Origin of the sequence: Sorangium sp. So ce375 (assembly GCF_051473855.1) — a bacterium.
GTDB lineage: Bacteria > Myxococcota_A > Polyangia > Polyangiales > Polyangiaceae > Sorangium.
In genome coordinates this window covers 8,928,005-8,947,521 of record NZ_CP150335.1, presented here as the reverse complement: position 1 = coordinate 8,947,521, position 19,517 = coordinate 8,928,005, and the positions used below count along the sequence as shown (strand labels likewise).

General features: G+C 64.5%; 17 protein-coding genes. 13 read left to right on the top strand and 4 right to left on the bottom strand.

Features of this window, described 5'->3' with window-relative positions; all coding sequences use genetic code 11:
* Positions 1-32 precede the first annotated feature (32 nt).
* Both WME90_RS33220 and WME90_RS33215 read right to left on the bottom strand, forming a co-directional pair.
* Positions 33-1,418 (bottom strand): hypothetical protein, encoded by a 1,386-nt coding sequence (locus WME90_RS33220; RefSeq protein WP_437276057.1) that lies wholly within the window; start codon positions 1,416-1,418, stop codon positions 33-35.
* Positions 1,419-1,693: 275 nt separating this feature from the next.
* Positions 1,694-2,698 carry a hypothetical protein gene (locus tag WME90_RS33215; protein ID WP_437283691.1) on the bottom strand — a complete coding sequence of 335 codons (1,005 nt, stop codon included), beginning with the start codon at positions 2,696-2,698 and terminating at the stop codon, positions 1,694-1,696.
* 347 nt (positions 2,699-3,045) lie between these two features.
* Between WME90_RS33215 and WME90_RS33210 the strand changes: the two genes are divergently transcribed.
* The 3 genes from WME90_RS33210 to WME90_RS33200 all read left to right on the top strand — a co-directional run bounded on the left by WME90_RS33210 (position 3,046) and on the right by WME90_RS33200 (position 5,956).
* Positions 3,046-4,176 carry an RNA polymerase sigma factor gene (locus WME90_RS33210; RefSeq protein ID WP_437276056.1) on the top strand — a complete coding sequence of 377 codons (1,131 nt, stop codon included), beginning with the start codon at positions 3,046-3,048 and terminating at the stop codon, positions 4,174-4,176.
* A gap of 120 nt (positions 4,177-4,296) precedes the next feature.
* Entirely contained in the window at positions 4,297-5,193 is an 897-nt protein-coding gene (locus WME90_RS33205) for a helix-turn-helix transcriptional regulator (RefSeq protein ID WP_437283690.1), read from the top strand.
* A gap of 199 nt (positions 5,194-5,392) precedes the next feature.
* Positions 5,393-5,956, top strand: coding sequence for a sigma-70 family RNA polymerase sigma factor (locus tag WME90_RS33200; RefSeq protein ID WP_437276055.1), 564 nt, complete (start codon positions 5,393-5,395; stop codon positions 5,954-5,956).
* Positions 5,957-6,073: 117 nt separating this feature from the next.
* Here WME90_RS33200 and WME90_RS33195 read toward each other — a convergent pair whose 3' ends face one another.
* Both WME90_RS33195 and WME90_RS33190 read right to left on the bottom strand, forming a co-directional pair.
* Positions 6,074-6,403, bottom strand: a complete 330-nt coding sequence (locus tag WME90_RS33195) for a hypothetical protein (RefSeq protein ID WP_437276054.1) — start codon at positions 6,401-6,403, stop codon at positions 6,074-6,076.
* 323 nt (positions 6,404-6,726) lie between these two features.
* A complete protein-coding gene (locus WME90_RS33190) occupies positions 6,727-7,335 on the bottom strand; it encodes a ParB/RepB/Spo0J family partition protein (RefSeq protein ID WP_437276053.1) in 609 nt (202 codons plus the stop codon).
* A gap of 1,131 nt (positions 7,336-8,466) precedes the next feature.
* Here WME90_RS33190 and WME90_RS33185 point away from each other — a divergent pair.
* The 10 genes from WME90_RS33185 (at position 8,467) to WME90_RS33140 (ending at position 19,511) form a co-directional block, all read left to right on the top strand.
* The gene (locus WME90_RS33185) at positions 8,467-9,093 is read left to right on the top strand and encodes a hypothetical protein (protein ID WP_437276052.1); all 627 of its coding nucleotides are present in this window, start codon (positions 8,467-8,469) and stop codon (positions 9,091-9,093) included.
* Positions 9,090-10,184, top strand: coding sequence for a hypothetical protein (locus WME90_RS33180; protein WP_437276051.1), 1,095 nt, complete (start codon positions 9,090-9,092; stop codon positions 10,182-10,184). The genes WME90_RS33185 and WME90_RS33180 overlap by 4 nt, the downstream gene beginning before the upstream one ends.
* A 111-nt stretch (positions 10,185-10,295) precedes the next feature.
* Positions 10,296-11,081: a hypothetical protein gene (locus WME90_RS33175; RefSeq protein ID WP_437276050.1), complete on the top strand. Its 786-nt coding sequence runs from the start codon at positions 10,296-10,298 to the stop codon at positions 11,079-11,081.
* 211 nt (positions 11,082-11,292) lie between these two features.
* Entirely contained in the window at positions 11,293-12,420 is a 1,128-nt protein-coding gene (locus WME90_RS33170; protein ID WP_437283689.1) for a DUF6602 domain-containing protein, read from the top strand.
* A 1,824-nt stretch (positions 12,421-14,244) separates the two neighbouring features.
* The gene (locus tag WME90_RS33165) at positions 14,245-15,261 is read left to right on the top strand and encodes a serine/threonine protein kinase (protein ID WP_437276049.1); all 1,017 of its coding nucleotides are present in this window, start codon (positions 14,245-14,247) and stop codon (positions 15,259-15,261) included.
* 292 nt (positions 15,262-15,553) lie between these two features.
* Positions 15,554-16,132: a hypothetical protein gene (locus WME90_RS33160; RefSeq protein ID WP_437276048.1), complete on the top strand. Its 579-nt coding sequence runs from the start codon at positions 15,554-15,556 to the stop codon at positions 16,130-16,132.
* Between the two features lie 174 nt (positions 16,133-16,306).
* On the top strand, positions 16,307-16,876 hold the full coding sequence (locus WME90_RS33155) for a hypothetical protein (RefSeq protein WP_437276047.1): 570 nt from the start codon (positions 16,307-16,309) through the stop codon (positions 16,874-16,876).
* A 251-nt stretch (positions 16,877-17,127) separates the two neighbouring features.
* A complete protein-coding gene (locus WME90_RS33150; protein ID WP_437276046.1) occupies positions 17,128-18,294 on the top strand; it encodes a hypothetical protein in 1,167 nt (388 codons plus the stop codon).
* Between the two features lie 405 nt (positions 18,295-18,699).
* Positions 18,700-18,942, top strand: a complete 243-nt coding sequence (locus tag WME90_RS33145; RefSeq protein WP_437276045.1) for a hypothetical protein — start codon at positions 18,700-18,702, stop codon at positions 18,940-18,942.
* 404 nt (positions 18,943-19,346) lie between these two features.
* Positions 19,347-19,511: a hypothetical protein gene (locus WME90_RS33140; protein ID WP_437276044.1), complete on the top strand. Its 165-nt coding sequence runs from the start codon at positions 19,347-19,349 to the stop codon at positions 19,509-19,511.
* The last annotated feature ends 6 nt before the right edge of the window (positions 19,512-19,517 follow it).

Genomic DNA, 19,517 nt, shown 5'->3' with positions numbered 1-19,517 from the left:
TCCCTCGATGTCGTGTCGTGCATGGGGGACATTCACTGGGGCGGTGGGGGATCGGGGACGTCGAATTGACGGTAAGACATGGAGTCGCCTTGCAGACCCCTGCCGACATGGTCATCAGGCGCGGCATTGCCGGCCAGTCCGCCGTCCCCACCTCTTCCGGCCTTCGCGGGCGCGTCCGGCCCGAAGCTCACGGAGGCAGCGATGGACGCCACGCCGTACGAAGGGCCGCCGAGGCCACCCCCGGCATCACCTCCGCGACCGCCGTTGCCCCCACGGCCGCCGCTGCACGCTCTCCACATGTTGTTATAGCCGACCCCACCGTCACCGCCCTGAAGCCCCAGGCCGCCTGGTTGACCCGTCCCGCCAACGCCACCGCCGCCGCCGTTGCCTGCAAACACCTCCGTGCGCTCGAGCGTCAGCGCGCTCCCGTGCAACGCAATGATGCCGATGCTCGCCCCGCCATAGCCGCCGCCCTTGCCTCCCTGGCCGCCGCAGCCCCCGCTTCCTCCCGAGCCGCCGGCCGCCCCGGCTTGCGGTCGGCCCGCCGGGCACGCCGTCATCTCGCCTCGCGATTTGCTGCCGCCACCGCCGCCGCCGCCCTGGCCGACGCCGCCCTTCTTCCCGTCCTCACCACGGACACCGATCCATCCATCCTCGCTGAGGAATCCTGGACCCGAGGCGCCACCCGCGCGATCGGCGGGGGCGCCGTGTGCGCCATCGCCTCCGTCGGTGCATCTCGTGAGATCCGGGCCGAGCCCCGCATGGCCGTCGAGTTCCGAAGTCTCCGCAGGTGCGGGCTGTCCCGCAGCGCCATCGCCCCCCGATTCAAGGTCGCCGTAGCCCCCAGATCCGCCCGTTGACTCGATGCCGTCGTCGCACACCGTCACGACGGGGAGCGCGCCTTTCGCGAAGTCCGCGGTGCAGGCGTCCGCGCCGTCGTTCCCCTGCACGCCGTCGCTGGTCGGTTCGCTGCGCGCGTCCTCTCCGGGCTCCCCGTCCTTGCCGTTGCCCGCGATGATCTGGCTGTCCCGCACGATCGCCCGGGCCCCCGAGCTCAAGATCATCGCGATCGACGACTTTCCATCGATCGCGGAAGCGTCGGCCGCCACGGCGCGCACGCCGACGATCAACGACGTCGCGTTGCCCCCCGCGATGCCTGCATCTTCACCCGCGAGGACGCGCACCGGGATCCTCGCAGGCGGTGCGATGACGGTCGACGCCTTCGGTCCGATGGCCGACCATTCATACGACCAATCGCCGCCGCCATCACAGTTGCGGCTGCCCCAGAGGTCGACCCCGGAAGGCAGCGTGACCTCCTCCTCGAACAACCCGCCGCACGCATACACGCGCCGGGTCGCTGCCTCGCCGTTGCCTCGTCCACTCGCGGCGATCCCGATCGCGTGTTGCAGGGTCTTCACCGGTGCGTCCTTCGTGCCAGGGCTCCTGTCGTCACCCGACAACGGGCTGACGAATACGCCGCACTCGTCGAGCGCCGTTGTCGTCGCTGGGTCGCCGTCACAGAGAGTCGGCTCAGGCGCAGGGGCGCACTCCATCACTTCCCAGCAATCGTCGCGGTACGAAGTGCAAGCTAGCAGCGTGCTGCTCGCTCCCCACGCACAGACCACGACAGCAACGGCGGCGGCCAACGCTCTTCGGTTTTCCCGTTGCCGCATCCCCTCGGTACCCGGCATGGTCACCACACCCCCTCGATCCTCACGCCCGTCTCGTGCCCGGTCACGACGGGCGATACATTGACCCGATCCTGCGCTGGCGTGCGCCCCAGGAAGGAGAAGTCGGTGAAGAAGAAGGACGCGGCGGTGGCCGCGCCGATCACACCGCCGGTGATGACGAGGGCCGTACCCACCCGGTCGGACAGGTTGCGCGCGTCGCGCAGGCGCCGCAGCTCGCCGCAGGGCGAGCGCTCTGGCGCTTGCCAGCACATGGACGAGCTCGAGCTTGGGTCGCTCTTGAGCTGGTCACGCCGAGCGCTCATATCCTGGTCGAGCTTGCTGGCGCTGATCATGAGGATGGCGCCTGTCGATACGGTGCCCGTCGCGAGCGTGATTCCCACGACACGCAGCGTCCCCGGCCAGGAAGCCCACGGGCTGAGGGCCTGCGCGCGCGGAGCGGGCAAAGCGCGCACGGGGGTCGGCGTCGCGGTTGCGGTCCCGTTGGCGCCACTCGCCTCCTTGGTGCCGCTCGCCGCCGCACACAGCAGCGGCATCGTGAACTCGTGCTCCGCGCCTGCCACGGCGCGCAAGGAATGAAGCGCGTCCTTGCAGCCCGGTGCACGGCCCCGCACCATGTGTTGGCCCGGCTCGAAGAACAGCGTGTAGGTCCGCGCGGTCCTGGCGATGCGCTTGCCGTCGATGAGCACCTCGGCGTCGGGCGGATCGACGCCGAGCACGAGCCGCGCGACGTGCGGCGCTGCGTTGCGCTGCCCTGCCTCGAATCGCTGCTGGAGCGCTTCTGGCAACGCTTCGCGCTGTTCGAGGCTCCTGGCCAGGTGCTCGGCCGCATCACGGTACTTGTGCAGCGCAAGCTCGCAAAGGCCGAGCTCGCCCGCGAGCTCCGCGCGCTCCACCTCGGTGCTGGTCGCCGCGTCTGCGGCCTCGAAAGCCGCCTTGTAGGCAGCATATGCCTCGATCCACAGCCCGGCCTTGCGCGCTCTGCGACCACGGCGAACATGCTCTTTCACCGTCGACCCGTCGCTCGGTCCCGCCTTCGGATGGATATCGTCCGCGCTGGACGAGTTCGGGAAGCCTGTTGCAGCCCCGAGCATGAGAAGAATCGAGAGCGAATGCGCAGTGGAACGCATCCAGCGACGGTACTGACGCCGACTGCTCGGCGTCAACCGGCAGGAAACCGCCACGTCTCGGCGGTTTTGGCGAGAATTGGCGGTCGGATGACGGAATGCGTTCGTCCATCCGCCAGGCCCGGCCGGATGTGGTCCATGCAGCCACAAATGGGCACACTATCCGACCGAAGTTGCTCCTCCACTCAATTTTCTGAACCCTTTGGGCCGCCTCAGGTGTGCTGCTTACCGTGGCCAAGCCAGCGACCGTCTCCCTCGGCTTCGAGCTCTTCCGGCGCCTGGCCAGGCGCCACGGTGTCCCGGCGCGAGACGCCGAGGACGTCGCCCAGGAAGCGCTGCTGCGGGGGTTGGACGCCGACAAGCGGATCGAACCGGGCGGCGACCCGGGGCCCTACCGCGTCACGATCGCCGTCAACCATGCGCGCAATCACGTCCGTGACGCGCGCTGCCGCGGCGAGGTGCTGACGTCATTCGATGAGTGCGAGATCCGAGATGAGTGCCTCACGCCGGAAGAGTTGCTCAGGAGACGGCAGCGGGAAAAGCTCGCCCGGGAGCTGATCGACCAACTCGAGCCCAAGTACCGGGATCTCGTGATCAAGCACGACCTCGAGGACATCCCGCTCGCGCAGATCGCCGCCGAGCAGGGGATCCCGCTCGACACGGTGAAGACGCGACACCGGCGGGCGCTCGAGGAACTCGAGGTGCAGGGCGGACGGCGGCGGGCGCGGCAGCGCTCTCATGGATGGGACGACAGCGCCTGCGTGCCGGTCGCGTTGGGGTTCGGCCGCCGCGCGTCGTGGGTGGCCTCCCTGCGCCGTTTGGGCATGAGGATCCTCGTTCAGGCCGCGCTCGTCCTGCTGACGGGCGCGCTCGTCTCCGCGGTGCCGCCCTTGCCCGGCCTGGAATCGAGGATCAGGGCGGCGGCGGTCCACGCCCCTGCCACCGCGCCCGCGGCGCAGGACGCCGTGGCGCGCCCCGTGCGAGATGGTGCCCACAGCGCCGCGGGGCCCGCCAGCGGAGACGGCGGTCGCGACGTCGCGGTGCCCACAGCGGCAACAGCGCACGAGATCTCGTCGCCGACGGAACACGGAAGCGCGCACGGCGAGGCGATGGCGACCGGCACGCCCGCTCCCTCGAACTCGAACACGACAAGTCCCCGGGCCGCGCCTCCGGCGAGCCCCGTTCGAAGGACTGTCAGCGAGATCGAGAGGAGCCTGGTCAACCAGGCTCGGAGGGCGATCGAAGCCAACGACGTCATGGCCGACGTCGAGGCTCGCCGGCTGCTCGAGGCCCACGCGCGACAGTTCCCGCGAGGGCGGCTCGCCGCGGAGCGCGAAGAGCTGCTCAGGCAGCTTCGCTGAATCGTCGGCCACCCATCAACAGCCAGGCAGGCGGGGACAACGGTGCTGCTTTCGCGCAGCGCAATGCCGAGATCCGTCTTGTGTCGGACAAGAACGCTCACGTCCAGGAGGCGAAATATGATGGAAGACATGCTGGGTGCGATGTGGCTCGTGTCGCCGCTCGGGCTCGCGATGATCGCGTGCGTCGCGATCGGCTTCGCGGTCACCGCGCGCGAAGCGCTGGGACGAGAGCGCGGGCTTCGCGAGGCGCGCGAGCACGCGCATGATGACGAGGAGGCCGCCCTGACCGATGCGACGGAGCAGGTCGCGGACGAGCGGGACCGATACCGGCGCCTTCTGGACTGTCACGTCGACGCGGCGCTCGCAGAGCTGACAGAGGTCCACGCGCGCCCGGTCCCCTGGCCAGGAAGGATCCTCGAGTCGTTCTGCGCGACGATGCCTTCGTGGAGGAGGAAGCTGGCCGAGAGCACCGGGTTGGACCCGCGGGAGGTGGAGCAGCTGCTGAGGAGCGAGCTTCCTATGACGCCCGGTCTTGCTCGGCAGTTGGAGGCCTTCACCGGCACGCCGGCGCGGTACTGGGAGCGCCTCTGGCAGCTGCACGACGACCACCGGACGGACGCCGAGGAGACCGTGGTGATCCAGGTCGGCGAGCCCGTCACCAAGCGCGAGAGCTCGGCGCGTCCGGTGTCGTCACCCGCGCCGAGCTCCGCGCCACCGACTCCGCCGACGATACCTCCCCGCGCGCTCGACGTTCCTCCGCCCGTGGTGCCGTCTCCCGAGCTTGCGGCCAGGAGCCCGCGGGCGAAGCTCCCGCCGCCTCCGCTGCCGCGGCTTCGGTCGCCGCTCCCTGTCCGCGCCGCCACGGGGGCGGAGCTCGCCGAGCGCGCCGCCTCGCTGACGAGCTTCCCGCTACAGCGTGACGAAGGGGGGACGAGCTCCGCCAACGCGTCCGACTGGGAGGACGCAGAGCGCTCCCCGCTGAACACGACACTGCCGGGCGTAGGGAGCCATGGATGAGCGCCGCCGCGCTTCGCAACTACACGCCATCAGGAGCCTGCTGGCAAGCATGCCTCCGCTACGGGAACTGAGCAGCTACGGCTGACGTCTTCCTTTGGTAGCGGACGCCTACGGGGAAGTCCTCGAGCCGGTGCCGCATGTGTCCGGAGACGCGGCATCATCAGATTACGGGCGAATGCCCGCGGGGGACGGTGAAGCCATGGGTCGTCCGTCGAATGAAGACGAGCGCGCCGCCGCGTGCGCGCGCCTGTTTTGCCCGGCGGTGGTACGCGCCGTGCTGCGCTGGCTGGGGAGGCTGGGGGTCCCACCGGGCCATCGTACCGACGTCGCAGGCCAAGTCTGGCTCAACGCCTGGGAGAGCTGGCCCAGGTTCGACCCGAAGCGTGGCAGGCCGGAACGCTGGTTGAACGCGATCACCGTACACGTTGCCTCGCACTATCACAAGCGTATGCAGCACCGTAGGGAGGAGCTAGTCGATTTCATCGATGTAGCCGATCCAGCACCGGATGCCGCTGCTGCGATGGAATCCGACAGCATCAGATCGGACGTCGTCGGTGCGGTGAACGAGCTCGATCCGCAGCTGCGCTTTGTTCTCGTGGCACACGATCTGGAAGGGATCCCGATGGCCCAGGTGGCAGAAGACGCGGCGCTACCTCTCTCTACGCTCTACAAGCGACGCACAAAGGCCATGGGTGCGCTGCGCGACATCATCGGGCTTCGGGTAGCCATGGAGAACTTCGCCCGGAGAGTGGGGTCGCAATGAGCATCAAAGGCCTGGTTGTGCACTTCCGGCGCGACTTGGACGACCATGAGGCCGAGCGAACCATCGGCGCTCTCATGATGATCAAAGGGTCATCAAGGTGTCACCTGTTGCGACCGGTTACAAGGACGACCTGAACCGGCAGCAGGTCAAGGGAGAGCTGCGCGACAAGATCCTCGCGCTTGTGGGCGAAGAATAGGCGTCGAGCTCGGCTGGAGCGCCCCCGAGCCGAGCTCGTTCGGCCTCGGGCGGCAGGGGGAAGAAGTCGCCGGCGACACGGGGCAGCAGCAGGCTCTCGATCCGGTCCATGTCGTCGAGCCCGTAGTGCGTCGCGATCCGCACCGCGGCGAGCAGCGGCTCGCACGAGTAGTCACGCATCATGACCGCCAGCCTGCGCAGCGTGCGCAGCGACCGGCCGCGCCGCTTGAGCAGCGCGACATACGCGATCACCTCATCGACGCCGCGCGAAAGCTCGCGCTCCTCTGGCGACGGCGGGTCGCGCGCGAAGACCTTTTCGCTGCGCGGCGGTCGGTGCTCGGCGCGGTCACTCGTGCGTCGAGAGCTTCGCGCCGGCGGCGACGTGCTCCTCGTGCACGCGGGCGAGGTTGTTCTTGCACCGCGGCACGAGCTCCAGGAGCTGCTCGCGGTACGGCTCGGCCTTCTAGGCGCGCGCGATCTCGGGCACGTCCGCGGTGCCCGCCGCGAGCACCTCCTTGACCGGGCCGCGCGAGATCCCGAGCGCTCGCACGATCGTCCGCGTGCCGTGACCCTATTCATTCGGCATTCGCGCCGAGCCACGCCGCGTGCACGATCGCTATCTGCCGCGTCGTCAGCCGCAGCGGCGCCACCGCGTCCGCGAGCCGCTCGCCGCACGCGCGGTTGGCACGCGCCAAGGTCACCAGGCATTTCATGGCCGCGTGCGCTCCGAGCGTGTCCGCGCGCACGTGCGCCTGCACCGCCTCGGGCAGCTCCGCGACCAGCGGTAGACGCCGGCTCACCCAGCTCGGCATCCGGCCGAATCGCTTGCTCAGTTCCTCGCCGCTGCAGCCGAATCGCTCCCGCAGCTCGCGCAAAAACCAGCCCAGATCGAGCGCGTTGTCCGCGTCGCCCGCGCGCAGCATCCGCTCGAGCAACAGCGCATCCGCCGCGCCAAGAGCCCATGCCGTTGCCCGCACCGTGTGCTGCCCCAGGGGACGAAGCAGCCGCACCCGCTTGTAGCCGTCGATCACCACGGGCCGCTCGGACAAGGCCGGGCTCACGACGATGATGGGCGCCTGGTGTCCAACCTCGGCGTGCGACGAAAACGGGCGCCGCTCCTGCGCCGGGCTGCGGCTGCGAAGCTCTTCGTTGCGAAGGTCGAACTGGTGGAACTCTAGATCCATCGGGCACCGAAGAGCCGCTGCTCCGCGGCGCAGGCCGACCCTGGCACATCTCGGCTCGGGTCTGTTCGGCAACCCTTCGGGGTGTCCGCCCGTTTCTCAAGTATCCATGACCTGCGCCTGCCTCTGGTTTCGCGCGGCGCCGACCGGGACTCGGCCGAATAGCCCAAGGAAATCCGCGCCTTGGACCCCGAACTCGTCTTGCGCGATGTCCCTGCGAAAGTGCCTCGAGCGGCGGCGGCACCCGCAGCGACGCAGGCGGCGGCAACGCCATCACCGTCCGCAGTTTCAGCCGCCGCCCGGAGAAGTAGTCCGGGTTGCGCTCCGGCCACGACCCCTGCGTCGTCTTCCGCCCCGCCACGTGGCACGACCGTGACGACCACAAGTGCTGCCGATCACCAACGGGAGGATCAGGCTGGAACCACCGACGGCAGACTCGGCACGGCCTCGATGCATCCCCCGAGCGTCGCGCCTCGCCCCCGTCGCGGCCCGCGCACTCACCACCGGCTCGATCTCGAACGCGCTGGCGGCGCGCTCGGTGCGACCACCGTCAGCCGGAGGAATGGACCAGTTTCGCGACCAGAGGCGGCTCAACTCTCGACGATGAAGCACGTGCTGCGCCGCGACGACCTGGCCGTCCGCAGCCCCCTCGACGGCCCTTTCGGTGCGAGGTTGTGAAGGGACCGGTATGTGTCCGGCAGCCTCCGATGAGGCGGCCCGCGGTGTCACCCAGGCGCGACGCGGCGCGACGCCCCCGGCGGCGCGTCTGCCGCGCCCCCTCCAGGCGCCCCCGGTCCCCCGGAAAGGCGGCGATTGCCGCCGGTGTTAGACGGATCTACCTTATGGCGCTGGACAGCATTTGAGCCTTGAGGCGCAGAGCCGATCCATGAGATTTTGTAGGGGATGTCACAAAGACGATCTAGACGGACCTGGTCCGGCGGCTTCGATTGAACAATCGACTGATAGTTAAGCGGCAGGGCGCGCTCGCGCGATGTTGAGCGCAGAATAAGCGAACGGCTGGTGCAGCAGATGACGGTACGCTCACGCAGGATGTTGGCGCCGGCGTTGATGACGCCCCTGTTCTGGCAGTAGTTTCAGTGTTGTCTTTCCCAAAGGACCGCAGAGGATTTCAGGATGGACGTAAGCGCGAACAACAACAACAATGGTGAAAAGGCAGCGGCGACCGCGGACGGTCGGAGGGAGCAGGAACGAAGCGGTAGTTCCGGCAGCAATGCCCAACCTTCGACTATTGAAAATGACATGATAGATAGCGCTTCCCGAACTTTGAAGCGCTTGATCACATGGTCCGTCTGGCTTGGCACTACGCTGATGGCGATTGTGTTTCTCCTCGGCGCGGGCTTGTCGATGCTGAGTTCGCCTTGGCTGGTCGAGATCGCAAAAAGGAACTTCGCAGCCACGATAGGGCTCCCTTTCGCCTGTCTTGCAGCATTCGCCGTCGTTACCATCCTGGAGTCTACGTCCGGTCCTTTGGAGTTCGAGGGTCTTAGCTTTAAGTTCAAGGGCTCATCCGGACCTGCGGTTCTCTGGTTGGCGTGCTTCATCGCTATTGCTACAGCAATGAAGTTGTTGTGGGTGGAGCCCGCGAAGGCGGAACCCGCGAAGGTGGGCACAGTGACGCTGCGGAACTGTACTTCCCATCAAACCGCTGCATCCGCGACGCGTCTTGCCGCGCTCCGCGCGGCAAGACGCGTCGCGGATGACCGGCACGGCGTTAGGTTCACCCCCAGAGGAAACGCATGAGCGAGGACGACGCCAAGCGGTACATCGAGTACTTCCAGAAAGGGATGATGACCGAGGGTACAGAGCATCGGTTCGATCACTCATTCGCCCTGAAGTGGCTCGAACAGTCTCGCACTATTCGGGAGGAGATGGCCCGCCGTGAGGCACCTCAGCATTACAAGAGTCTTGTCCGCGAGTTTGAAGCGGAGATGGCCAGCTATGTCCCCAAAACAAAGTACGATACATTCGAAGCAAACGCGATCTTCAGCGGCGTCCTCAAGCTCGTCGATGAGGCCTGCGGTGCGTGGGACGTCAAGCTGAATCGCCCAGTTGTTCTGGCCGCATCGACAGCTCTCGACATAACACCTCTGGCGCTTCCTTCCTCAGACGTGCACCATCTGTTCGCCGGGTTGGGAACGTACTCGTTCTGTAACTACTGGAGCAAGATGTGGTCGGAGACATTCAACTGTCTCTCGGAAGCGCACGGTACGGTACAGATGGACCGCCCAAAGGTCAGATCCGCCCTCATGGCGAATCCGCATCTTGTGCTGCTCCCCCTCACGATGACGCTGTACTACGCAGCCAATAGCACGTTGGTTGGGTACGGCCCACTGATGCAGCGGAGTGCGCTCCGCATGGAGTTGCTCACGGCCATGGAGGTGTTCGCAGTAGGACATGAGTACGGCCACTTCTTTCTGGAGGAGGGCACCGGTCACATTGGTGATGTGCCAGAAGACGAGCGCAGCACAGCGGAGGAGCACTTCGCAGACGCCATAGGATATCTGTTGTGCAGGGCATACGGCAACAAGCATAATAACTGGTCCGCCTTCTGCGGGGCCGCGACGTTGCTCTTTTTTCGATCGGTGGAGCTATGTGAGCTCGTTCGTGAGCGAGTGGGAGGCGCGCCGATACCCAAGACGTCCACCGTAGCTTCTCATCCACCCACCAAAGCTCGCGTCAAACGGGTCTGTGACCTCGCCGGAATTTATACAGCTCCGGACCAGAGGCCAACTGTCACTGGCTATCTCGCAGAGACCGCGCTCATTTGCGATGTAGTAGAAGAAGCAGTTCTGGCATCGGTCGACGAATTCAAGCGTCATGAGGCAGGATGATAACGCCATGGAATCTAACAAGGTTTTGCTGCTGGCGGGCGCGCCGTAGTACACCCGCAGCAGAAGACCGCGTTGGACAGGCAGCGGCGGATTCAATGGCCGGAGATCACAATGACTCAAGATATAAGAGCCGCGGATATCAAGCCGACGTACGAGAACATCTCCGCAATTTGTCCGTCATGTAAGCAGCACAATGTCTACAATCGAGCCAGCGATATCGGGCATTTTCGCGCAATCTCCAATTACCGCGTCATATGTCTCAACGGTGAGTGTGGCGCATTCTTCTATGTCGTGGGGGACTTGATCAACCCTGGCCACGAGATGCTTCTTTTGGACAGCTGGTCGTTCTTCCGCGAGAAGCGGTACATTCAGGCCGTTTTGAGTGCGGCTACCGCGTACGAGTTTTTCTTTGCTCACTTTCTGCGCGTGGAACTTCTGTTCCGGCCAAACCTCCGCGACATTGATTTTTCGGTCGATGAGATACAATGGCTTAATGATCATGCTCAATTGCTCATCAAGAAAACGCAGCGGCACGCGTTCGAAGATATGCGCCGCCTATTCCTCCGCGTCGCGCTCGATAGACATAAGTTGACTAGTCGCGCGGCGGCGGCAGGCTACATCGCCGGACTGCCCAAGAAGCCGGGCGCAGTCCTGCGTCGAGAGGTAGAGTCTATTGCCAATCTGAATCGGAGCAAATTATTGCTACGCGTTGTTGAGGCAGAGATCGCCCAGCTCCGCAATAAGGTTGTGCACAAAGATGCACTTCGGCCAACTCGCGAAAATACCGAGCAAGCGATAACGAATGCATATGAGACGATTTTTGCCCTTGGGACGCATTTCAAGATCGGGGACACCGATTACCACTTGAACGAGTCGCGAGAGGACGCTGCTCCATGAAGAACTGTTCAGTAAGCGAGTGGAGCCGACGAATCCCGCCTGGAAGACCGGACCCTTCCGGGGAACCGTTGGCACGTGGCGCATCGCAAGGATCCCCTCGCCTGGCTTCGGGGCTCACCCGCAGGTCGTTGGGCCGCCGATTGATGAAGCGAGAGTACGGCAACCGGACGTCTGCTGCCGAAGCAAACTTCACACTGAAGCGTGAGACGTGATGGTCACCGAGTTCGCAAAACAACGCAAGGGTCCTTACCATCAAGTATACTTGTCGCACGTTGAGCGAGCTATCGCCGCGTGCCGCACCGTCAGCCCGTTACAGCACTCGGGTGAAAAGGGCCGCATTCGCGAAATTCTTCTCCGCTCGATGTTTCGTCCATTGCTCCCCAGTGACTTGGGTGTTGGGACAGGTTTTGTTGTGGGTGCGGCTGGTGAGGTCTCTACTCAACAAGACATCGTCTTGTACGATCGATCAACTCTTCCTCCTGCCCTTTTCGATCCCGAGCTCGGCATTTTTCCGATCGAGTCTGTCTTGCACACGATCGAAGTAAAAAGTGTGCTTTCCCGGCAGGAGTTGCTCTCTTCTCATCAGGCTGCAAAAGCGCTCGCCTCGCTCATGATCCACGACAAGGGCGGCAATATGGTCAACACTGGGCCTCGCCCATGCGCGTCGGTGTTCGCGCTCGATACGGATCTCACTCTTGGCGGCAAGAGTGAGATTGGCAGATATGCCGAACTTCTGGTTCAAGAACGTCCTCGCCTTTCCGCGTTCTGCGTAGTCGGCCGCGGCTACTGGTGGTTGGACGGTGAGACCTTCCGAGCGTGGCCTGAGCGGTACGAGTTCTCGGAGGTCATCGGCTTTATTGGCGGAATCTTGAATTCGCTACCGCATCTTTACGATGCACGTCGCACCGATCGTCCACCGTTCGGAGCATACCTAATGGACTTCGGGGCAGACCTTCGCTCGGTGTTGCGCGACATCGGTCGCTTGGGCGATGAAGTTGACGCTCTTCGCGCATCTGGTACGACCGAAGATGCGACGCTTATGGCACTCCAGGATCGCTTTCGAGTCTTGTCTAATGAGCTTGACGAGGTCTTTGCGCAGTATCAGGACGAGGTGCTGCGAGAAGGCTACCAGAAAGCCCGTACGCTCGCAGACGGGGTCGCCAAGAAGATCGCTGCGGCCGCAGAAGCCGAGCAACCAAATCAGTCGGGTGCGGGAAAGCAGACCACGAAGGATGTCGCGCTGGAGAACGAACTGCGGGTAGATATGGCACCGGGTATCTCCTGCCCCTGCGGTTCTGGGAAGGGATTCGAACGCTGTCATGGTCGTCAGAGTGAGTAGGCCTCGTATGGTCGTGACGGCAGAAATGAATGTCAGGTGAGCCGAGCGGCACAAGGATGCAATGCAGCCGACGGGTGCACGCACGGGTGATTGCCAAGTCGTTAACGCTCGGGTGCTGCGCCGGACGGTGCGACGCGTCGGAGCGCCGCCTTTGGCCGGTGTTGACGCTCACGATGGTTGCTGCTCGATTGCGCAGGCTGGTTGCTGGCCATCGCGAGGGTGAACGCTCCCGGTCACGCCGCTGATGGCGCCCCATCGCGAGGGTGAACGCTCCCGGTCACGGCCGTGATGGTCGGCCCATCCCGCGGCCGAGGCTGCCGGAGTGCTCGGGCGCGTCAAGGGTGCCCGCGCCGGGGGCGCGGCGGCTACGCCGCCCTTGACCCGCACTCCGCGCCCCGGCAACCGTCCCGTGCGGGCGATGGGCGAACGGAGCCTCCGGCGGGGGCTCCGGGCACCGGATGGCCATCAACCAGCGCGAGCGAAAAATGGGCCAGGACTATCATCTAGCCAGGTCGGTAACAGCCGGCGTCGTGCCTGGAGCGTAAGCGCCCGACCATCGCCATGGGCATGGCCCCTTGCGGCTCTCTCCGGGGTCGACGATGCTGGGCGCGGGGCGGCGTCGGCCCACGACTCAGCACGGGCACAGGCGGTCCTGAAAGAGGGCCCGGCGAGGCGGCCTCCACCCGCGTCGCCGGCCGAGGCTCGCGTTGTTCAGGTCGCGTCGGCGCCGCTGGCGGCCGGAGCCGCGAGCGACGCTCGCGCCCACGCGTCGGGCGCTTACGGTCGAGCTGGCGGAACGCCAGATCCATCGGGGACCGGAGCGCCGCAGCTCCGCGGCGCAGGCCGACCCTCGCACACCCCGGCTCGGGTCTTTTCGGGCCCCCCGGAGTGTCCCCCCGTTTCTCATGAAGTATCTACGACTTGCGCCTGCCTCTGGTCTTGCGTGGGGCCCACCAGGACTCGGCCGAATACCCCAGGGAAATCCGCGCCTTGGAGCCCGAACTCGTCTTGCGCGCTGTCCCAGGGAAGCCGGTCGAGCGGCGGCGGCACCGGCAGCGGCGCAGGCGGCCACGCCATCGCCGTCCGCTGCTTCAGCCGCCGCGCTACGAAGTAGTCCGGATTGCGCTCCGGCCGCGATCCCTGCGTCTTCGTCCGCCCCGCCACGTGGCAGGACGGCGACGAGCACACGTGCTGCCGATCGCCAACGCGAGGAGCAGGTTGGAACCATAACCGGCAGACCCGGCACGGCCGCGCGCGACGCATCCCCCGAGCGTTGCACCTCGCCCCCCGTTGCGGCCAGCGCGCTCACCACCGGCTCGATACCGAACGCGGCGGTGGCGCGCTCGACGCGACCACCGTCAGCCGGGGTGGACCAGCTTTCGCGACCGGAGGCGGGTCAATTCTCGACGATGAAGCACATGCTGAACCGCGGCGGCCTGGCCGTCCGCAGCGCCCTCGACGGCCCCTTCGATCCGAGGTTGTGAACGGACCGGCATGTGTCCGGCAGCCTCCCGATGAGGCGGCCCGCGCCGTGTCACCCAGGCGCGACGCCTCCGGGTGCGCGTCCGCCGCGCCCCGGCCCCCGGAAAGGCGGCGACCGCCGCCGGCGTTAGACGGATCTCCGCTATGGCGGCTGGACAGCATTTGAGCCTTGCGGCTCCAAGCCGATCCGTGAGACTTTTCGTGGGAGAGGTTACAGAAGGCAGCGATCTAGACAGACCTGGTCCGGCAGCTTCGGTTGATCGATCGACTGATAGTTCGGCGGGCAAGCAAGCGTAAATCTTCTCACGGCATGTCGTGTTGCGCACGGAGGACTCGGTCAGAATGGCAACTACTTTCGGAAAGCGATGGCGTTCCACCGGCAAGGCCGCACAAGAAGGTGGCCAGGCACATGTCTTCGAGGTGGTCGATCTCCAGGCCGCTGATCAGACGGCGACTTTTGCGTTGAAGCGCTTGAAGAAGGCGCAAGATCCGAACCGTGTCGCTCGATTCAAACAAGAGGTTGAGGCGCTGCGGATTCTCGATCACCCGAACATCATCAAGATTCACGATGATGGCGTCGACGGTGATAAGCCCTTTTATGTGACAGACTACTACAGCAGGGGCACTCTTGAGCAGCATGTCGAGCGAATTGCCCAAGATCCGCCTCGTACGCTGCTCATCTTCGCGAAGATTTGCGACGGAATTGGGGCAGCGCACCAAAAAGGCATTATCCATCGAGACATCAAGCCCGAGAACGTTCTTCTCGCGGCTGATGACGAGCCAATTGTGACAGATTTTGGCCTTTGCCACATGAAAGACACGGACCGCCAGACTCAGATGAAGGAGGCGGTCGGCGCACGCTGGTACATGGCGCCGGAACTGGCCCACGGGCGCGCTTCGGATGACAAGATTACGCCGCGGTGTGACGTGTATTCACTGGGCAAGTTGCTGTATAATATGCTTTCAAACGACATCTTCGATCGTGAGGAGCATCGCAGCCCGGGCTTTGAACTGGTGAACCGCACGGGCAACGAGGCACTCGAGCACGTGAACCGCATTCTGGATGTAAGTATTGTGCATGACCCTGCCGGTCGATGCAAAGATGCCACTGAGCTTGCTCACCTTGCCCGTGCAGCGTCGAGTCTAATCGCCGCAAACTACCGAGTCGTTCGACCTCTTGGACTTCAGCTGTGCACATTTTGCGGGGTTGGGCGGTACCTGGTCAAGGAGAGAGGCTTCGTGGAAAATACGAATTATTCAGGGCAAGAATGGCGTTTTTTGGTCTGTGACCAGTGTGGGCACATGCACCAGTTTCGCATCGAGAAGGCCGCAAGAAAGAAAGACTGGTGGGGTGCCTGAGCATTACAAGCGAAGAGCCCATGTCTCGTGGGATACAGGTTCGGACCAGGCCCAGAAGCCGCGGAACTCCGCGCTGGTGCCGACGGGCGGGGTATACCTCGGCCGCGACATACCGCAACGTTGTGCCGACCTTCGGACTACGCCGCAGTAACCGAGTGACGATATGACAGTTCAACCTAAGTGCTACGCGTGCGAAGAGCCCGCGACCTCCGAAGAGCACGCCCCGCCCAAATGTTTCTTTCCTGACGCCCGCGACCTTCCTCCCGGCGCGCCGAGCTGGAGGTCCAAATTGGTGAAGGTGCCGTCCTGCCGAGTACATAACCAGGACAAGTCTGGTGACGACGAGTATGCCGCCTGCTGTATCGCGATGAATGCGGAGGGCAGCGAAATGGCGTCTACCCTCTTCCAAGGCACACGGCTCCGCGCCATGATGCGCAACGAGGCAAGCCTCGGGAAGCGAATCTTCTCAACTGCGAAACCAGCTCAAAACGAAGAGGGTCGAGATACCCTTGCTATTAGGTACGAGGTCAATCGCATCTTCCGTGTCGTTGAGCAAACGGCGCGCGCGCTGTACTTTCATGAGACCGGTCGCAGGTGGCCTGGCTCCTGCACAGTCCATTGCCCGAGACTTTACCAGGACACGTACGGCTACCCCGAGTACGCGGGCATCCTATCGCGGCTCCAGCAGCTATCCGAAGGATTCAACGAACTTCTCCGTCGAAAAGTCGCACCCGCACAAGGTGCTTATCCCGAGGTGTTTTGGTACCAATTAGTCGAGCACGAGCAGGGTATACCGATGGTGCGGATGATGTTCTATTCAACTTTCGAGTTCTTCGCGACCACCCAGGGGCTGACTGGGCTGGCACCATGACACGAAGGGGCGGGCCCAACAGGCCGTTGCTGCTGACCGCGCTGGGCGCGGCGGCAGACCAGCCAGTCGTTAGGCGCAGCGTGGCGGCGGGCGTGAACGGCCGCTCCAACAGACCGGGTTCCGATCTCACAACCGACGTGGCACAATGGCGTGGCCAATGACAGGGCTCCCCACATGAGCGAGACAGAAAACAAGCCGAAGGTGCACGCCATCTCCAGGCCTGGCGAGAACGACGTCGGAACCAATCGATTTTCACTCCTGCGCGCAGCCGCCGACAAGGCCGCCGAGGCATTTAAGCACGGCTTCTACCTCGAGGCAATCACGCTGGTAGAGAGCCTGTTGGCGACGCGGCTGGAGAGCCGCTTGGCGTGGGTTCGAGAAATTCAAGGGAAGAGCCTGGCGGTACGGTTCAATACGCTCGGGCCACTTTGCACGGAGTTGCTCGGCGAGAATGCCGCGGCTGCACCTGATTGGCACGCGTTTTACGGCCCCATTCAAGACATCAGAGAATGGGCTAAGAGCCGGAACGTGGCACTCCATGAGATGGCGAAGCTAATCGAGGAGGATGGTCGCGTTTTCAGCGAGAAGTACGAGATGTGCCGTACGATCGCCCTGAGCGGCTTTCGGGCGATTCTTGCATATGATGCCGTCGACCGAAATGAGCGACGCAAGGCAGGGAAATACACAGCCACGGACGACATGAACAACGGGACGGCGTTCGACCATCTGCGAAGCCTCGTGTAGCAGGCCCCAATGCCTTCTCCCTTGCCGAACGAGGGACTGAACCACGGAGCCGTGGCGGTCACAGGGCCCGCCCTGCGGGCCGTTGCTGACCAATGGTCCGCGCAGCCACGGTCGCGCTGCCGAGCGGACCGCGGCAGCACGGCTACTCGTTGGCGGCTGAGAAGCCAACCAGGGCGCTGATACGCGGTCGCGCACGCGAGCCTTGACAGCGACAACGATCCCGTGCCTCCTCCCTATGAGGGACGCTCAAGATGATCACGATCGACATTCCCACGCCAGCGCACCGACCCGTCATGCTCACGGGCGAACTCGACATGGTTCCGGTCGGGTTCGCGATGGAGAACGTGAAGTCCGGACCAGAGGGCGGCCAGAGTGTCAAGATACTGCCACGCGGCTTCTACACTTCTGACGACGGACCCGAATTGTATACGTATCTTGATCAGCTCTTCGTAGCTCTGCTTGGTCGTACCGTACTTTCCCGGGGCGTACGAATCGAAGACATCGACAACTGCCTCGTTAACGTAGTCTACGGGACGCACGTTAAGGTGTGGATTAACTTTCCGACAAAGCTAACCTTCGTTGCAAAAGGAGAGCTCGCAAACGGTCATCCAGTTGCCCTCGACGACATCGCGGACGTGCGAGAGGCGCATTTTCCCGGAATCGAACTTCCAGACTGCGGCTCCATCGCATACACGTTTCAGCATGGCTGGCGAAGAGGTTTTTACTTCGATTTCGTAGACTATCTAGGGGAGGGCCCTGAAGAGGCGCGCCACAACCTCCCTAAACTGTTTGGCTCGCTACACACGGCGCTTCTGCTGAGAGAGCGTATCAGGATGAGCGCCGACGTCTTGGACAAGATGTCGCGTGCCGGGTGGTTCCCCTTCGTGCGCCTGCCTCACGAGATCGCGATGGATCTATATCGCCATTTCGAAATTGGATGGGATTACTCTAGTATCGAGGCGCAGATCGTGCGCGTACTCTCGGGTAACATCCAAAACTGGATTAAGGAGTGGGCAAACAAGCCCGTGTTTGCTCCCCACATGGAAGCTATTAGGGCGGCGGCCCAGGCTTACGCGACCGGTCAGTATATGGCTGCGTCAATCCTGCTGCTGCCGAAGGTTGAAGGAGTCCTTAGGCATCTTCATGTCGGTAAGGGTCAGGCGACCGCGCGCTCGCTTCGGACGAACTTGTTTGAGCGGGTGAGAGCGGATGTTGAGGGATTCACCGCGTACCTTCCGGAAGCATTCGTGCGTTACCTGGAAACATTCTACTATGCAGCGTTCGATCTTGAGTCGAACGTGCTACCACCCTCGCGGCATGCGTTTGCGCATGGCGTTGGGCCTGATGCTCAGGCTGCCGAGCCGATCTTCTGCTTGCGCTTGCTCCTGACGCTTGATCAACTGTTTTTCTATGTCTGAAGTGGATCGGTTTGAGGACCCACAGCGTGAGAGGATGTTCGCATGAAGCTCGATGCTAGCTCTCCATCGCGCGGCTGTGCGAGCCATGAGGGAGCAGGCTTGTGATTGTGAGCCTGTAGTCCCGGTGCCGTCGTGTGCAGCCGCCGCCGAACTCGCCGCTGCTGCTGACGCCGCGTCGGACCTCGCTTCGCTCGGCACGCCGGAGCGCAGCAGAGCGTCACGCGTTAACGCTCGGGTGCTGCGCGGACCAGCGCGACGCGCCGGACTCCGCCTGTGGCCGGCGTCATGCCTGGGGCGCGTCGATTCGTTCGAGCAGGCGGACGGCCGAGATGGAGGGCGACCAGGCGTGCCTTGTCCCCGCCTGGTGCGTGCTCGGCGTTACCTTCGAGTGAACCGACCCCGCTCGTGGGGGAGGTCTGCGATCGGTGCGGGGCCGCCCCCGTCGCCGCACGCCGCGGGCACGACGAGCAGCCGGCCGATTGCCTCGTGGACGACACGAGCCGCAACGTGATCTCCGAGGGCGACGGCGCGGCTGAGGGCGCTGGCGAGCGAGGCAACCACGGCGGCGCGCGGCGGCGGATCGGTCTGCGGGAGGTCTCCGATCCCGAGGCTCGCCGGTTGGGCCCGGGCTGGGTCCATGCCTTCTGAGCGGGTGCGATCCGTCGTCAGGTCCCCCGGGAATCCCCAGGAAACCGACGGATCGCCCCGGTTCGCCACCGCAAATTCGTCCTTGGGCAACGATTTTGCCGTGCCGAACCGTCACGAGCCGTCGCTTTTGCCGCAATTGTCGGGGCACCAGACCACCGATCGCACCCCGTTCGGAACGGTATGGACCCAACCGGCAAGCCCCGGGCTCGGGGAGCTTGCGGTGGTCGCCTACACATCGGGCCGCCGTCGTCGCCTCGCTTGCCGAGACGCTTACCCGCGCCGTCGCGCTTGGAGATGAGATAGCTGCCCGCGTCGTTCACGAGGCGATCGGTCGGCTGCTCGGGCTGTCGGCGGTACCGGGGGGCAAGCGCGCTCGGCCGCCCTCGTCTGCCCCGACGGCGTGTTTGTCCGACAATCTCGGCGAGCTCGACGCCGCCGGCCGCACGAGCGCGCCAGCGGCCGCCCGCGAGGCGGTCCTCGCCGCGAACACGAGCGGTGCGGACGCCGCTCTCCTCGAGATTTCGGCGACGCTCCAGATGATAATCGGCAACCAGGCGACGGGTGGCTGAGCGTTC

Coding starts and splice junctions, on each gene's coding strand:
- WME90_RS33190 (WP_437276053.1), bottom strand. CDS start 7,335: ATGGATCTAGAGTTCCACCAGTTCGACCTTCGCAACGAAGAGCTTCGC.
- WME90_RS33200 (WP_437276055.1), top strand. CDS start 5,393: ATGGGTCGTCCGTCGAATGAAGACGAGCGCGCCGCCGCGTGCGCGCGC.
- WME90_RS33205 (WP_437283690.1), top strand. CDS start 4,297: ATGGAAGACATGCTGGGTGCGATGTGGCTCGTGTCGCCGCTCGGGCTC.
- WME90_RS33175 (WP_437276050.1), top strand. CDS start 10,296: ATGACTCAAGATATAAGAGCCGCGGATATCAAGCCGACGTACGAGAAC.
- WME90_RS33170 (WP_437283689.1), top strand. CDS start 11,293: ATGGTCACCGAGTTCGCAAAACAACGCAAGGGTCCTTACCATCAAGTA.
- WME90_RS33165 (WP_437276049.1), top strand. CDS start 14,245: ATGGCAACTACTTTCGGAAAGCGATGGCGTTCCACCGGCAAGGCCGCA.
- WME90_RS33155 (WP_437276047.1), top strand. CDS start 16,307: ATGAGCGAGACAGAAAACAAGCCGAAGGTGCACGCCATCTCCAGGCCT.
- WME90_RS33180 (WP_437276051.1), top strand. CDS start 9,090: ATGAGCGAGGACGACGCCAAGCGGTACATCGAGTACTTCCAGAAAGGG.
- WME90_RS33150 (WP_437276046.1), top strand. CDS start 17,128: ATGATCACGATCGACATTCCCACGCCAGCGCACCGACCCGTCATGCTC.
- WME90_RS33185 (WP_437276052.1), top strand. CDS start 8,467: ATGGACGTAAGCGCGAACAACAACAACAATGGTGAAAAGGCAGCGGCG.